The 14,835-nt window shown below is 62.2% G+C and carries 13 protein-coding genes; 6 read left to right on the top strand and 7 right to left on the bottom strand.

The genetic code is table 11. From position 1 onward, the window contains the following. The first annotated feature begins 143 nt into the window (after positions 1 to 143). Entirely contained in the window at positions 144 to 1,004 is an 861-nt protein-coding gene (locus tag HX881_RS21930; RefSeq protein WP_017129570.1) for a universal stress protein, read from the top strand. Between the two features lie 30 nt (positions 1,005 to 1,034). On the opposite strand, the gene HX881_RS21925 is transcribed toward HX881_RS21930, so the two are convergent. After that, positions 1,035 to 1,505, bottom strand: a complete 471-nt coding sequence (locus tag HX881_RS21925) for a DUF1289 domain-containing protein (protein WP_017129571.1) — start codon at positions 1,503 to 1,505, stop codon at positions 1,035 to 1,037. A gap of 404 nt (positions 1,506 to 1,909) precedes the next feature. On the opposite strand from HX881_RS21925, the gene acnB reads away from it, so the two are divergent. After that, entirely contained in the window at positions 1,910 to 4,510 is a 2,601-nt protein-coding gene (gene acnB / locus HX881_RS21920; RefSeq protein WP_017129572.1) for a bifunctional aconitate hydratase 2/2-methylisocitrate dehydratase, read from the top strand. A 205-nt stretch (positions 4,511 to 4,715) separates the two neighbouring features. On the opposite strand, the gene queF is transcribed toward acnB, so the two are convergent. Next, positions 4,716 to 5,546 (bottom strand): NADPH-dependent 7-cyano-7-deazaguanine reductase QueF, encoded by an 831-nt coding sequence (gene queF, locus HX881_RS21915; protein WP_177086581.1) that lies wholly within the window; start codon positions 5,544 to 5,546, stop codon positions 4,716 to 4,718. Between the two features lie 81 nt (positions 5,547 to 5,627). Next, positions 5,628 to 6,164 carry a copper-resistant cuproprotein CopI gene (copI, locus tag HX881_RS21910; protein ID WP_017129574.1) on the bottom strand — a complete coding sequence of 179 codons (537 nt, stop codon included), beginning with the start codon at positions 6,162 to 6,164 and terminating at the stop codon, positions 5,628 to 5,630. A gap of 155 nt (positions 6,165 to 6,319) precedes the next feature. On the opposite strand from copI, the gene HX881_RS21905 reads away from it, so the two are divergent. Then, on the top strand, positions 6,320 to 6,997 hold the full coding sequence (locus HX881_RS21905; protein WP_177086580.1) for a heavy metal response regulator transcription factor: 678 nt from the start codon (positions 6,320 to 6,322) through the stop codon (positions 6,995 to 6,997). After that, the gene (locus HX881_RS21900; RefSeq protein WP_177086579.1) at positions 6,997 to 8,367 is read left to right on the top strand and encodes a heavy metal sensor histidine kinase; all 1,371 of its coding nucleotides are present in this window, start codon (positions 6,997 to 6,999) and stop codon (positions 8,365 to 8,367) included. Before HX881_RS21905 ends, HX881_RS21900 begins: the two co-directional genes overlap by 1 nt. A gap of 116 nt (positions 8,368 to 8,483) precedes the next feature. Here the strand turns inward: HX881_RS21900 and HX881_RS21895 are convergent, their stop codons facing one another. From HX881_RS21895 to HX881_RS21885, 3 genes are all read right to left on the bottom strand, one after another. Further along, on the bottom strand, positions 8,484 to 9,728 hold the full coding sequence (locus HX881_RS21895) for a lipoprotein-releasing ABC transporter permease subunit (protein ID WP_017129577.1): 1,245 nt from the start codon (positions 9,726 to 9,728) through the stop codon (positions 8,484 to 8,486). Between the two features lie 70 nt (positions 9,729 to 9,798). Then, positions 9,799 to 10,482: a lipoprotein-releasing ABC transporter ATP-binding protein LolD gene (lolD, locus tag HX881_RS21890; RefSeq protein WP_167331660.1), complete on the bottom strand. Its 684-nt coding sequence runs from the start codon at positions 10,480 to 10,482 to the stop codon at positions 9,799 to 9,801. Positions 10,483 to 10,489: 7 nt separating this feature from the next. Continuing rightward, a complete protein-coding gene (locus HX881_RS21885) occupies positions 10,490 to 11,740 on the bottom strand; it encodes a lipoprotein-releasing ABC transporter permease subunit (RefSeq protein ID WP_017129579.1) in 1,251 nt (416 codons plus the stop codon). A gap of 111 nt (positions 11,741 to 11,851) precedes the next feature. Here HX881_RS21885 and HX881_RS21880 point away from each other — a divergent pair, with 111 nt between their 5' ends. Next, positions 11,852 to 12,439, top strand: coding sequence for a PilZ domain-containing protein (locus HX881_RS21880; RefSeq protein ID WP_017129580.1), 588 nt, complete (start codon positions 11,852 to 11,854; stop codon positions 12,437 to 12,439). A gap of 63 nt (positions 12,440 to 12,502) precedes the next feature. Next, the gene (locus tag HX881_RS21875; RefSeq protein ID WP_177086578.1) at positions 12,503 to 13,225 is read left to right on the top strand and encodes a glycerophosphodiester phosphodiesterase family protein; all 723 of its coding nucleotides are present in this window, start codon (positions 12,503 to 12,505) and stop codon (positions 13,223 to 13,225) included. A gap of 42 nt (positions 13,226 to 13,267) precedes the next feature. Here HX881_RS21875 and sthA read toward each other — a convergent pair whose 3' ends face one another. Continuing rightward, positions 13,268 to 14,662: a Si-specific NAD(P)(+) transhydrogenase gene (gene sthA, locus HX881_RS21870; protein WP_042937136.1), complete on the bottom strand. Its 1,395-nt coding sequence runs from the start codon at positions 14,660 to 14,662 to the stop codon at positions 13,268 to 13,270. Between the last annotated feature and the right edge of the window lie 173 nt (positions 14,663 to 14,835).

Here is a 14,835-nt window from a genome sequence, read left to right as displayed (position 1 = left end):
TCAGGCAACTCAGGGTCGCCGATTATACGGGTCCCGGGCCGGACCACCAGCCATCTCCCTTGATATGCATCAAGTCCAGAGTCGGCGCAGCCCAACTATAGTTGTGTATATGCCGCCTTCAGACCCTCCGGAGAGACCCGACCATGCAAGCCATCCGCAGCATTCTGGTGATACTCGACCCTGAACACGCCCACAGCCTGGCGCTCAATCGCGCCAAACTGATCGCCAAGGTCACCGATGCGCACCTGCACCTGCTGATGTGCGACCCCAAGCACGATCACAGCGCCCTGCTCTCGCTGCTCAAGAGCCAGTTGCATGACGACGGCTACAGTGCCACCGCGGAACAGGCCTGGGAAAAAACCCTGCACGACACCATCATCGGCGTGCAACAGGCTGAAGGCTGCGGACTGGTGATCAAGCAACATCGGCCCGACAGCCCGCTGAAAAAAGCCTTGCTGACACCCTCGGACTGGAAACTGCTGCGCTTCTGCCCCTGCGCCGTACTGATGGTCAAGACCGAAGCGCCATGGGCCGGCGGGGTGATCCTGGCCGCGGTGGATGTCGGCAACTCGGACGAAGAGCATCGGCACCTGCACGCCAACATCATTGACCATGGCTATGACATCGCCAGCCTCGCCAAGGGCCGGCTGCATGTGATCACCGCCCATCCTTCGCCCATGCTCTCGGCCGCCGACCCGGTGTATCAGCTCAAGGAAACCATCGAAGCCCGCTATCGCGAGCAATGCCGCGCCTTCCAGGCGGAATTCGATATCGACGACGAACACCTGCATGTCGCCGAAGGCCCCGCGGACGTGCTGATCCCGCACATGGCCCACAAGCTCGGCGCGGCGGTCACGGTTATCGGAACAGTGGCCCGCACCGGTATCTCGGGAGCCCTGATCGGCAATACCGCCGAAGTGGTCCTGGACTCACTGGAAAGCGACGTCCTGGTGCTCAAGACCCAGGAAATCACCGATCACCTGGAGGAACTGGCCAGAGGTTGAAGTCGGCGCCGGAGGCCCGCGACAGGTTTCTCAGGCGCCGAACGCGTCCTTGAGAAACCCCGGCGCGATATAACGCTGGTAGTGCGCTTCGGACAGCAGGAAAAATTCCCGATCAATGGCATCGCGCAGTTCCGGCAGGTTCCAGTCGCGGAACTCCGGCAGCAGCACCATGCCATAGGCGTCCAGCTGGCTGATCACCCGCGCGCCGCGGGCAATCAGTTGATAGGCCCAGCAATATTCCGACTGGTGCGGCACGAAGCGAATCTTGCGGGTCTCCAGTTGCTCGCGCAGCCTGACCGGATCGAACACCTCCAGCTTGGCCACCATCACCTGCACCAGCAATTGCTCCAGGCGCAACCAGACCGCGCGCTTCTCCTCCTCGTTGTAACCATTCCAGTGGATCACTTCATGGTGGAAGCGCTTGCAGCCGCGACACACCAGATCACCGTAAACAGTGGAGCAGAGGCCGACGCAGGGAGTCTTGATGGTCTGATTGGGCATGGGCAGGGAGCACGCGGAAAAGCAAAACAGGTCCGCATGTTAGCCCTTTGTCTAAGAGGGGTCACCCCCGAACCTGTAGGGCTTAACTTACCTTTCTCTGGAATATGCCGTAGAATCGGCCTGCCTTTTTAGGCGCCAATGTCCGTTGGAAGCTGTTTTCAAAGCGTCACGAGCACAGTTGATCCTGAAGAACGGCGTTGGCGTGGGAATTTCCGCCCGGAAATCCTCGCGCCGACCCTCATCCGCTCCCGTTCCGAAGGCGTAAAACTTTGAAAACAGCTTCTGTTGGAAATCGTGGAAACTCTGGCTAAGCGGCTCAAAAAGCCCCGCAGCGCATGAGTGCCGTGCATTTCTGGATGAGCGTCCCGGACACCCATTTGGGACCACTGATGAGGGTAATAACTGTGCTTGAAGCCTACCGCAAACATATCGAAGAGCGCGCAGCCCTGGGTATCGTGCCCCAGCCGCTTAACGCCGAACAAACCGCAGGCCTGGTCGAGCTGCTGAAGAATCCCCCGGCTGGCGAAGAAGCTTTCCTCGTTGACTTGATCACCAACCGCGTTCCGCCTGGAGTGGACGAGGCCGCCTACGTCAAGGCCGGTTTCCTCTCCGCCCTGGCCAAGGGCGAAGTCAGTTCCCCCCTGATCGACAAGAAACGCGCTGTTGAACTGCTCGGCACCATGCAGGGCGGCTACAACATCGTGACCCTGGTCGACCTGCTGGACGACGCCGAGCTGGCACCGGTTGCCGCTGCACAACTCAAGCACACCCTGTTGATGTTCGATGCTTTCCACGACGTCGCGGAAAAAGCCCGTAACGGCAACACCCACGCCAAGGCCGTGATCCAGTCCTGGGCCGACGGCGAGTGGTTCAAGAACCGCCCGACCCTGGCCGACAAGATCAGCCTGCGCGTATTCAAGGTCACCGGCGAAACCAACACCGACGACCTGTCGCCGGCTCCAGACGCCTGGTCGCGTCCTGACATCCCGCTGCACGCCCTGGCCATGCTGAAAATGGCCCGTGACGGTATCGTCCCGGACCAGCAAGGCGCCATCGGCCCGATGAAACAGATCGAGCAGATGCGCAACGACGGCTTCCCGATCGCCTACGTCGGTGACGTGGTCGGTACCGGTTCGTCGCGTAAATCGGCGACCAACTCGGTGCTGTGGTTCTTCGGTGACGACGTTCCCTACGTGCCGAACAAGCGCGCAGGCGGCTTCTGCTTCGGCAGCAAGATCGCCCCGATCTTCTACAACACCATGGAAGATGCCGGCGCACTGCCAATCGAATTCGACGTCACCAACATGAACATGGGCGACGTGATCGACCTGTACCCGCATGCTGGCAAGGTCACCAAGCACAACAGCGATGAAGTCCTGGCCACCTTCGAAATGAAGACCCCGGTACTGCTCGACGAAGTCCGTGCCGGCGGTCGTATCCCGCTGATCATCGGCCGTGGCCTGACCGAGAAGGCGCGCGCCGAACTGGGCCTGCCACCTTCGACCCTGTTCAAGCTGCCGGAAGCCCCGGCTGAAAGCACCAAGGGCTACACCCTGGCGCAGAAAATGGTCGGCAAGGCCTGCGGCGTGACAGGCGTTCGTCCTGGCACCTACTGCGAACCGAAGATGACCACCGTCGGTTCCCAGGACACCACTGGCCCGATGACCCGTGACGAGCTGAAGGACCTGGCTTGCCTGGGTTTCTCCACCGACCTGGTGATGCAGTCGTTCTGCCACACCGCGGCCTATCCGAAGCCGATCGACGTCACCACCCACCACACCCTGCCTGACTTCATCATGACCCGTGGCGGTGTTTCCCTGCGTCCGGGCGACGGCATCATCCACAGCTGGCTGAACCGCATGCTGCTGCCGGACACCGTCGGCACCGGTGGCGACTCCCACACCCGTTTCCCGATCGGTATCTCGTTCCCGGCCGGCTCCGGCCTGGTGGCTTTCGCCGCCGCCACCGGCGTCATGCCGCTGGACATGCCGGAATCGATCCTGGTGCGTTTCAAGGGCAAGCTGCAACCTGGCGTCACCCTGCGTGACCTGGTCCATGCCATCCCTTACTACGCCATCCAGAAAGGCCTGCTGACCGTCGAGAAGAAAGGCAAGAAGAACGCCTTCTCCGGCCGCATCCTGGAAATCGAAGGCCTGGAAACCCTGACCGTCGAACAGGCTTTCGAACTGTCCGACGCCTCGGCCGAACGTTCCGCCGCCGGTTGCACCATCAAGCTGTCCAAAGAGTCGATCGCCGAGTACCTGAAGTCGAACATCACCCTGCTGCGCTGGATGATCGGCGAAGGCTACGGCGATGCCCGCACCCTGGAGCGTCGTGCACAGGCGATGGAAGCCTGGGTCGCCAACCCTGAGCTGCTGGAAGCCGACAAGGACGCCGAGTACGCCGAAATCATCGAAATCGACCTGGCCGACGTCAAGGAGCCTGTGCTCTGCGCGCCGAACGACCCGGACGATGCCCGCCTGCTGTCCAGCGTTGCCGGTGAGAAGATCGACGAAGTGTTCATCGGTTCCTGCATGACCAACATCGGCCACTTCCGCGCTGCCGGCAAGTTGCTGGATCAGGTCAAGGGCCAGTTGCCAACTCGCCTGTGGCTGTCGCCGCCGACCAAGATGGACGCTCACCAGCTGACCGAGGAAGGCTACTACGGCATCTACGGCAAGGCTGGCGCGCGCATGGAAATGCCGGGCTGCTCGCTGTGCATGGGTAACCAGGCACGGGTAGAACCGAACTCCACCGTGGTGTCGACGTCGACCCGTAACTTCCCGAACCGTCTGGGCGACGGCGCGAACGTCTACCTGGCTTCGGCCGAGCTGGCGTCCGTAGCATCGATCCTGGGTCGCCTGCCGACCGTCGAGGAATACATGGAGTACGCGGGCAAGATCGACAGCATGGCTGCCGATGTCTACCGCTACCTCAGCTTCGACCAGATCGCCGAGTTCCGTGAAGCCGCGGCGAACGCCAAGATCCCGGTTGTTCAAGCCTAAGCGACACCCGCAATAGAAAAAGCCCCGACTCGTCGGGGCTTTTTCATGCCTGCGCAAATCTGATTTTTACCCAGGGAAACATGGCCTTGAAAACGCTATGAAACCTGTGGGAGCCGGCTTGCCGGCGATGAGGCCCTGGAGTTTTGCATCGTCCTTTCGATCGCCATCGCCGGCAAGCCAGCTCCCACAAGGTCAGCGTTCAACCTTACTGCCGAACCAACCGCAGGTTCTGGAACTCGACCGCCTCGGTGCTGCGGTACGGATTGATATCCAGCCCGCCCCGCCGTACATAACGCGCATACACCGTCAGTTTCTCCGGCTTCAGCAGACGCTGCAGGTCGAGGAAGATCCGCTCCACGCACTGCTCATGGAAATCCGAGTGCTGGCGGAAGCTCACCAGGTACGCCAGCAGGCTCGCGTGATCCAGCGCCGCGCCACGATACTCGACGACAACGCTACCCCAGTCCGGCTGGCTGGTGACCGGGCAATTGGACTTGAGCAGATGGCTGTGCACGCTCTCCTCGATCACCCGCGACTCATCGCAACGTAGCAGCTCGGGACGCGGATGGGCATAGTCGCTGACACTGATATCCAGGTCGTCGATGCATACGCCCGGCAAGGCCACCACGCCCTCGGCCTGCACGTCGCCCAGGGAGCGGACCCGCACGCCCACCGGCTTCCCGGCGGCAGCCGACAGATCGGCACGCAACACCGCCTCCAGGCTCGCGGTATCGGTGAATGGCGTCTGGTTCAAGGAGTTGAGGTACAGCTTGAAGGACTTGGATTCGATGATATTCGGCGAATCCGCGGGAATGCAGAACTCGCCGATCGCCACCACCGGTTTGCCCGACGGCAGCAGCCAGGACAGCTCGAAGCAGTTCCAGAAATCCACGCCCCGATAAGGCAAGGTATCGGCGCTCAGGCCCAGTTCGGCCCATTTCGCCGCGCGCGGGATCGGGAACAGCAAGGACGGGGTGTAGGTAGCGATGTACTCACTGGACTTGCCCAGCGGCGAGTGTTCGGCTGCGGGATGCATAACGGAAACCTGAAAGAATGAACCCGACAAGTCTATCGGGTTTACGTCCGGCTTTCAGCGTGGGGATGAAACCCGCTTGACTCAGCGGTCGACTTTCAGCTGGCCGACCATGCCCGCCTGGTAATGACCGGGAATATTGCAGGCAAACTGCAGGTTATCGGCCTTGCTGAAGGTCCAGGTCAGTTCGGCGGTCTTGCCCGGCTCCACCAGCACACTATTGGGATCGTCATGTTTCATCCCGTGATCCATGCCCGCCATGGCGGAATGATCCATCCCGGCCATCTGCATGCCGGTCGGCGTCAACATGCCGCTCTGCTGCATCTTGAGCATTTCCTGCTGGTGCGCGGCATGCATCGAGGCTTCGCCAAGGTTGAACTCATGCAGCAATCGGCCTTTGTTGATCAACACGAAACGCACGGTCTCACCGGCCTTGACCTCCAGCTCCTTGGCGCTGAAGGCGATATCGGTCATGGTCACTTCGATAGTGCGGGTGGCCTTCGCGGCGGGTGCGGGCTGGCCGAAGTCATAGTGGGCCGGCGAGGCCCAGGCCGGCAGACTCAGCATCAGCAGGCCGGCAAGCGCCAGACCGTTACGCACAAACCCAGTAGCAACAAACATACTCACACTCCAACGGGATGGGCTTCACTCTGTGCAAGACTGTAGAGGCGGGCCGCTGCCAGCAAGCTGACGAACAGATTACAACTTTGTCAGCTTCGGCTGGAGCGACCGGACCACCTGTATAACGTCACTGTTCTATTTGCCATGAGTCATCCATGAAACTGCTGATCGTCGAAGACCAAGCGAAAACCGGCCATTACCTGCGCCAGGGCCTGAACGAGGCCGGATTCAACAGCGAACTGGTGGCGGACGGCACCACCGGCCAGCATCTGGCGCTGACCGGCGACTACGACCTGCTGATCCTCGATGTGATGCTGCCCGGTCGTGACGGCTGGCAGATCCTGCAAGCGGTCCGCGCGGCCGGCCTGGATATCCCGGTGCTGTTCTTGACCGCCCGCGATGCAGTCGAAGACCGTGTCCACGGCCTGGAACTGGGGGCCGACGATTACCTGGTCAAGCCTTTCGCCTTCTCCGAACTGCTGGCGCGGGTGCGCAGCCTGCTGAGGCGTGGCGGCAGCACCCAGGAAACCAGCCTGCAGGTGGCCGACCTGCGCCTGGACCTGATTCGTCGTCGGGTCGAACGGGCGGGCCAGCGCATCGACCTGACCGCCAAGGAGTTCGCCCTGCTGGAAATGCTCCTGCGCCGCCAGGGCGAGGTGCTGCCCAAATCGCTGATCGCCTCCCAGGTCTGGGACATGAATTTCGACAGCGACACCAATGTCATCGAGGTGGCCATCCGCCGTCTGCGCCTGAAAATCGACGATCCCCATCCGAACAAGCTGATTCACACCGTGCGCGGCATGGGCTACGTGCTTGAAGAGCGGACACTCTGATGCGCCGCCTGTCCCTCGCCGGCCGCCTGGCACTGTTGTTCGCGGCCTGCACCGCCATGGTTTCACTGGTGGCCGGCGTGCTGTTCAGCCGTGCCAGCGAGTCGCACTTCATCGAACTTGACCAGCAACTGCTGGACGGTCGACTGGTCGCCCTGCGCAACACCCTCGGCCAGGTGGATGACTTCGGCGACTTCCAGCTCAAGGTCGAACGCCTGCGAGCCGAAATCAACCTGCGGCCGGACCTCGCCCTGAGAATCCATGGTGCCAATGGCCAATCCTGGTTCGACGCCGCCCGCGCCCTGCCCGACGCCTTGCCCGCGCAACCGGGGCTGACCAGCCTGCAGATCGACGGAACCGCCTACCGGGTCTTCAACGCGCCCCTGACGCCCGGCCAGGCCAGCTCGCCGCGGCTGACCCTGATACTCGACATCACCCATCACCAGCACTTTCTGCAACGCATGCAGCAGTTGATCTGGCTGACGGTCGGTCTCTCGGCCCTGGCTACCGCCCTGCTCGGCGCCTGGGCTGCCCGCAGTGGCTTGCGCCCACTGCGGCGCATGAGCGATGTGGCGGGCAGTATCTCCGCCAGTTCCCTGACCCGACGCCTGGACACCGGGCAGATGCCGCCGGAACTGGCCGAGCTGGCGCAGGCTTTCAATGCCATGCTCGGACGCCTGGAGGACTCCTTCCAGCGTCTCTCGGCCTTTTCCGCCGATATCGCCCACGAGTTGCGCACCCCGCTGTCGAACCTGTTGACCCACACCCAGGTCACCCTGACCCGCCCGCGTCCACTGGAGGACTACCGCGAGGCCTTGCACAGCAACCTCGAGGAACTGCAATGGATGGCGCAACTGGTCAACGACATGTTGTACCTGGCGAAAGCCGACCATGGCCTGCTCAGCCCCAGGCACGAGCCGCTGGAACTGGCGGATGAGGTCGATGTGCTGCTGGAGTTCTTTGCACCGCTGGCGGAAGACAACCAGGTACGCCTGACAAGGGAAGGGGCAGCCAGCCTGTCGGGCGACCGGAGCATGCTGCGCCGTGCCGTGTCCAATCTGCTGGACAACGCCCTGCGCTTCACGCCTGCGGGTGGCGAGATCCGTATCCGCCTGGAGACGACCCGGTCCGGGTTGCGGATCAATGTGGAGAACAGCGGCGAGGGCATTGCGGCACCATTGTTGCCCCGGTTGTTCGACCGTTTCTACCGGGCGGACCCGGCCCGCCATGAAGGCAGCAGCGAACATGCGGGGCTCGGGCTGGCGATTACCCGATCGATCATCCAGGCCCATGGCGGGCAGATTCGTTGCGAATCAGAAGCCGGCTGGACACGGTTTATCATCGAGTTGCCGCGCCAGCAGTCAAACCTGTAGGAGCCGGCTTGCTGGCGATTACGATTTATCCGGCGATAGAGATGTGGACTTTGAAACCGCTATCGCCAGCAAGCCGGCTCCTACAGGGGATGACAGGAAGATCGCGCCCCAAAAACTTACGAATATCTCAAGGCATGCGCCGGTTCGATCTTCGCCGCCCGATACGCCGGGTACAGGGTCGCCAGGAAGCTGAGGATAAACCCGGCCGAACAGATCAGCACCACATCCCCGGCCTGCAACTGCGACGGCAGGTTACTGACGAAATACACATCGGAACTGAAGATGTGCTGCCCGCTGATCCGCTCGATCCAACCCACCAGTTCACTGACGTTCAGCGCCGCGATCACCCCGAGCACACCACCGATCAAGGTTCCGACAATACCGATCACCGTGCCCTGGACCATGAAGATCGCCATGATCTGCCGGGGCGTGGCGCCGATGGTGCGCAGGATCGCGATATCCGCGCCCTTGTCGTTCACCACCATGATCAGCGTCGCGATGATATTGAACGCCGCCACGGCAACGATCATCAGCAGCAGCAGGCCGATCATGGTCTTTTCCATCTTCATCGCGCTGAACAGGCTGCCCTGGGTGTGGGTCCAGTCATCCGCCGTGAACCCGGCCCCCAGCCCACCGGCAATGCGGGTCGAGACCTGCGGCGCGGCATACAGGTCCTTGACCGCCAGGCGCACGCTCTGCACCTGGTTCGGTTGCCAGTGCTGGATATCCGCCGCGTCGGCCATATGGATCAGGGCCATCGAACCGTCCAGCTCGGCACCGACCTTGAATACTCCGACCACGTTCAGACGCTGCATGCGCGGGGTGATGCCACCGGGCGCGGAACTCAGCTCCGGAACGATCAGGGTCAGCTTGTCGCCGACATTCAGGCGAAAGCGCCGCGCGGTGATCTCGCCGATCACCACGCCGAACTCGCCCGGCTTCAGGTCATCCAGCTTGCCCTGGACAATGTGCTGGGCAACGATCGAGACCTTGCCTTCCTGGGCCGGATCGACACCGCTGATCTGGATCGGCTGCATCGACCCCTTGTACGAGAGCATCCCGTCCATTTCGGTGAACGGCACCGCCGCGGTCACCTCGGGGTTCTTCATCGCCGCGGCGGCCACCGGCTGCCAGTCATCGATGGGCTTCACGCCGACGATGGTCGCATGGGGCACCATGCCGAGAATGCGCGACTGCATTTCCTTCTGGAAACCGTTCATCACCGACAGCACCACGATCATCGCCAGCACGCCCAGGGCGAGGCCGATCATCGAGGTCATCGAGATAAACGAGACAAAACGGTTGCGGCGCTTGGCGCGGGTATAGCGCGTGCCGATGAAAATCGATAACGGTCGGAACATTCGCAGGCCACCGTAGAGAAAGTAAGGGACCCGGCACTCGCACTACGGCAAGCGGCCGGGTCCTGGCGAATCAGATTGCAACCAGCTTGCCGTCTTCCAGATGCAGCACTCGGTCCATCTGGCGGGCCAGGTTCATGTCATGGGTCACCACCAGGAACGCCGTGCGCATCGAGGTGCTGAGTTCCAGCATCAGGTCCTGGATACCCTGGGCAGTGTGGTGGTCGAGGTTGCCGGTCGGCTCGTCGAGCATCACCAGGCCGGGTTTGTTCACCAGTGCCCGGGCAATCGCCACGCGCTGGCGCTCACCGCCGGACAGCTCGGCCGGCTTGTGCTCCAGGCGGTGGCCCAGGCCCACCCGCTCCAACAACGCGGTAGCGCGCTGGCGTGCTTCGGGAATCGCCGTGCGACCGATCAGCAACGGCATGCAGACGTTCTCCAGCGCGGTGAACTCCGGCAGCAGGTGGTGGAACTGGTAGACGAAACCCAGGGAGCGGTTGCGCAGCAGCCCACGGGCCTTCTCACCCAGCGCCGAGAGTTCTTCGCCGGCCAGCCAGACACTGCCCTGGGACGGCGTATCCAGTCCGCCCAGCAGGTTGAGCAAGGTACTCTTGCCGGAGCCGGAACTGCCGACGATCGCCACCCGCTCGCCCGCGTGCAACTCAAGCTGCAGGCCGGACAGCACCACCACCGACTCCGGGCCCTCCTCGTAGGATTTGCCCAGGTTGCGGCAACTCAGCACTGCTTTATCACTCATGCCCAATTCACTCATAACGTAGCGCCTCCGCAGGCTGGGTGCGCGCCGCACGCCAGGCTGGATACAGGGTGGCGAGGAAACTCAGGAGCAACGCCGCGCCGCAGACCATCAAGACGTCCTCGGCCATCAGCTGGGACGGCAGGTAGTCGATGAAATACACGTCGGCATTGAGGAACTTGTGGCCGATCAGGCCTTCGAGGGCGGAGATCGCGGCACTGACATTGAGCGCGGCGAAAATCCCCACGGCCGCGCCGATCAGCGTGCCCACCACGCCGATCACGGTGCCCTGGACCATGAAGATCGCCATGATCTGCCCGGGCGTGGCGCCCAGGGTGCGCAGGATCGCGATATCGCCTTTCTTGTCGTTCACCACCATCACCAGGGTCGAGATGATGTTGAACGCCGCCACCGCGACGATCAGCAGCAACAGCAGGCCGATCATGGCCTTTTCCATCTTGATCGCCTGGTACAGGTTGCCGTGGGTACGGGTCCAGTCGCGGGCGTAGTAGTGGCTGTCACCCAACTGCTGGGCGATTTCCCAGGCGGTACGTGGTGCCTGGAACAGATCGTTGAACTTCAGGCGCAGGCCCTGGACCTGATCCGGCTTCCAGCGATGCAGGCGCGCAAGATCGTCGAGATTGGTCAGGCCGAGATAGCCGTCCAGCTCACCGGCCCCGACATGGAAGATGCCGACCACGGTAAAACGCTTCATCCGCGGAAACATCCCCGCCGGCGTCACCGTGACCTCCGGGGCGACGAAGGTCAGCTTGTCGCCGAGACCGACCCCGAGCTTGGTCGCCGCCTTGTCGCCGATGACGATACCGAAGCTGCCGGGCGACAACGCATCGAGCTGCCCCTGCTGCATGAACTGGTCGATGATCGAGACCTTGCGCTCCTGCGCCGGGTCGATGGCATTGAGCAGCACCTTCTGCACCTGGCCGTTGTTGGTCAGCAACCCCTGCATCTGGGTGAACGGGGCCACGGCGGCGACTTTCGGATTCTGCAGGACCTTGCCCGCCAGGCTCTGCCAGTCGCCGATCGGCTCGTCCGACTCGATGGTCGCATGGGGCACCATGCCCAGGACACGGTTGCGCATCTCACGGTCGAAACCGTTCATCACCGAAAGCACCACGATCATCACCACCACGCCGAGGGCGAGGCCGATCATCGAAGTCAGGGAAATGAAGGAAACAAAGTGATTGCGACGCTTTGCACGGGTGTAACGCGTGCCGATGAATACGAAGAGTGGTCTGAACATGTCGGAGGCTAGTTCGAAGGCAAAGAAGTTCGGAGGAAAAGAAGACGTCCATGTGGCGAGGTGGGGTCAGCAGCTTTACACTCAGACCATCACCTCTGCCTTGGGTTCGCCATGTCGACATTAGATGAAGAAGATCGCCGCGAATACTACCGTATCGAGGACACGATCGCACTGGAAATCCGCCCCCTGTCTGCCGCCGATGCCGCGGACAAGGAAGTGTTGCAGGATGCGTCGCCACTCTTCAATCTGCTGAGCGAACTGCACCTGAGCGAATTCGAATCGCAGCATCTGCTGCGTCAGGTCAGCGAGCGCGACCGGGCCCTGTCGGCCTACCTGAAATCCCAGAACAAGCGCATCGACCTGCTGAGCCAGGTGATGGCGATGACCGTGCTCGGCGAGTTCGGCGAACCGCAGGCGGTGATCATCTCCGAAGGCGGCATCGAGTTCAGTCATCACATGGCCTACCCGGCCGGCACTCACCTGGCGGTCAAGCTGGTGCTGATGCCGCAGGCTCTCGGCCTGCTGCTGCGGGCCAAGGTGACCCACTGCGAACCGCAGAGCTTCGGTACCTTCGAAATCGGCACCGAGTTCGAATCATTGACCGATGCCCAGCGCCAGTTGCTGGCCCGCTATATCTTGCAGAAACAGGCGCTGCAACGACGCCTGGCCCGCGAGCAAAACGATCCCGAGGCGAGTTGAGCCCTGGATTCATCGTGCGACCCCGATTATTTGCAGGATCATTTTTTCCTTGAAGGAGCAGTCGTGACTCTGATTTATGGCCATCGTGGTGCCAAAGGCGAAGCACCGGAAAACACCCTGACCAGCTTCCAGGAGTGCCTCAAACACGGCGTGCGCCGCTGCGAACTGGATTTGCACCTGTCCATGGATGGCGAGTTGATGGTGATCCATGATCCGACCCTCAAGCGCACCACCGACCGGCGCGGCAAGGTGGTCGAGCATTCGGCCGCCGACCTGGTGACCTATGACGCGCGCAAGGGCGGTCCGGGCTGGATCACCCCCTGCCCGATCCCGCGCCTGGAAGAGCTGTTCGAGCAGTGCGATTTCGAACACTGGCAACTGGAGGTCAAGAGCGCCTCGCGCACCCGCGCCGCGACCACCGTCCTGGCGATCCGCGAGATGGCCCAGCGCTTCGGCCTGCTGGACAAGGTCACCGTCACCTCCAGTTCCCGCGAAGTGCTCAAGGCCGCCCTGGAGCTGACCCCGGACCTGTCACGCGGACTGGTAGCCGAGTACGCCTGGCTCGACCCGTTGAAGGTCGCCCAGAGTTATGGCTGCGAGATTCTGGCGTTGAACTGGACACTCTGCACCCCGGAACGCCTGATCAAGGCCCAGCGTCAGGGTCTGCATGTGTCGGTGTGGACAGTCAACGAGCCGGCGCTGATGCGCAGGCTCGCCGACTTCGGCGTCGATAGCCTGATTACAGACTTTCCCGGTTTGGCCACGACCACACTTGGGAAAGGCTGAAATCGGTCTCCCCGGCCGGCTCAGGCCACCGGCCGGAGCCGCTCAAAAAAGCCGGTTGAGACCATCGTAGGCCGCTACCCGATAGGCTTCGGCCATGGTCGGGTAGTTGAAGGTGGTGTTGACGAAGTACTTCAGCGTGTTGTGCTCGCCCGGCTGGTTCATGATCGCCTGGCCGATGTGCACGATCTCCGATGCCTGGTAACCGAAGCAGTGAACGCCCAGGACTTCCAGGGTTTCACGATGGAACAGGATCTTCAGCATGCCTTGCGGCTCGCCGGCGATCTGTGCCCGGGCCATGCTCTTGAAGAACGCCTTGCCGACTTCGTAAGGCACCTTGGCCTTGGTCAGTTCATGCTCGTTCTTGCCGATCGAGCTGATCTCCGGAATGGTGTAGATCCCGGTCGGTACGTCGTTGACATAACGCCAGCTGCCGTTGTCGACAATGCTGCCCGCCGCCGAACGCCCCTGGTCGTGCGCGGCACTGGCCAGGCTCGGCCAGCCGATCACGTCACCGGCGCCATAGATGTTCGGCACGCAGGTGCGATAGTTCTCGTCGACCTCGATCTGGCCGCGGCCGTTGACCTTGACGCCGATGTTCTCCATGCCCAGCTTGTCGGTGTTGCCGGTACGGCCGTTACACCAGAGCAAGGCATCGGCCTTGATCTTCTTGCCCGACTTCAGGTGCAGGATCACCCCGTTGTCCAGGCCTTCGACACGCTCGTACTCTTCGTTGTGGCGCACGGTGATGTTGTTGTTGCTGAAGTGGTAGCTCAGCGCCTGGGAAATCTCCGAGTCGAGGAAGCTGAGCAACTGGTCGCGGTTGTCCACCAGTTCCACCAGAACCCCCAGGCCACTGAAGATCGAGGCGTACTCGCAACCGATCACCCCGGCACCGTAGATGATCAGCTTGCGCGGGGTATGGCCCAGGCTGAGGATGGTGTCGCTATCGTAGATACGCGGGTGGTGGAAATCGATATCGGCCGGGCGATAGGGACGCGAACCGGTGGCGATGATGATGTGCTTGGCCACCAGTTTCTCGACCACGCCGTTGGAGCAGACCACTTCGATGGTCTGCTCGTCGGCGAAGCTGCCGGTGCCGAAGAACAGGTCCACGCGGTTGCGGGCGTAGTAGCCGGTGCGCGAGGCGACCTGCTTGGAGATCACCTTCTCCGCGCTCTTGAGCACGTCCGGGAACGAGAACCAGCGCGGCTCACCGATGGCCCGGAACATCGGGTTGGTGTTGAACTGCATGATCTGCCGCACAGAGTGACGCAGGGCCTTGGACGGGATGGTCCCCAGGTGGGTGCAGTTACCGCCGACCTGCCGACGGCTGTCGACCATCGCCACCTTGCGCCCTGCTTTGGCGGCGTTCATTGCCGCACCTTCTCCAGCGGGGCCGGAACCCAGTACCACTACGTCGTAGTTGTAGACAGCCATGCGTACTCCTCAGAACAGGCCGAGGCACCCCTCTGGCACCTGCGGCTAAATCATGTCGCGGCCAGCGACATGAAGGATCAAATCTCGGTGTGCAGTCTATAGAAGCGTCAACGCCGCGCACATTAACCCTTGGTCGCGTCGTAGGCTAGTCTTGCCTGCACTACATGTCAGGC

Source organism: Pseudomonas gingeri (assembly GCF_013386115.1).
Classification (GTDB): Bacteria; Pseudomonadota; Gammaproteobacteria; order Pseudomonadales; family Pseudomonadaceae; genus Aquipseudomonas; species Aquipseudomonas gingeri.
The sequence above is the reverse complement of the archived record's forward strand: the minus strand, read 5'-3'. Positions and strand labels throughout refer to the sequence as shown.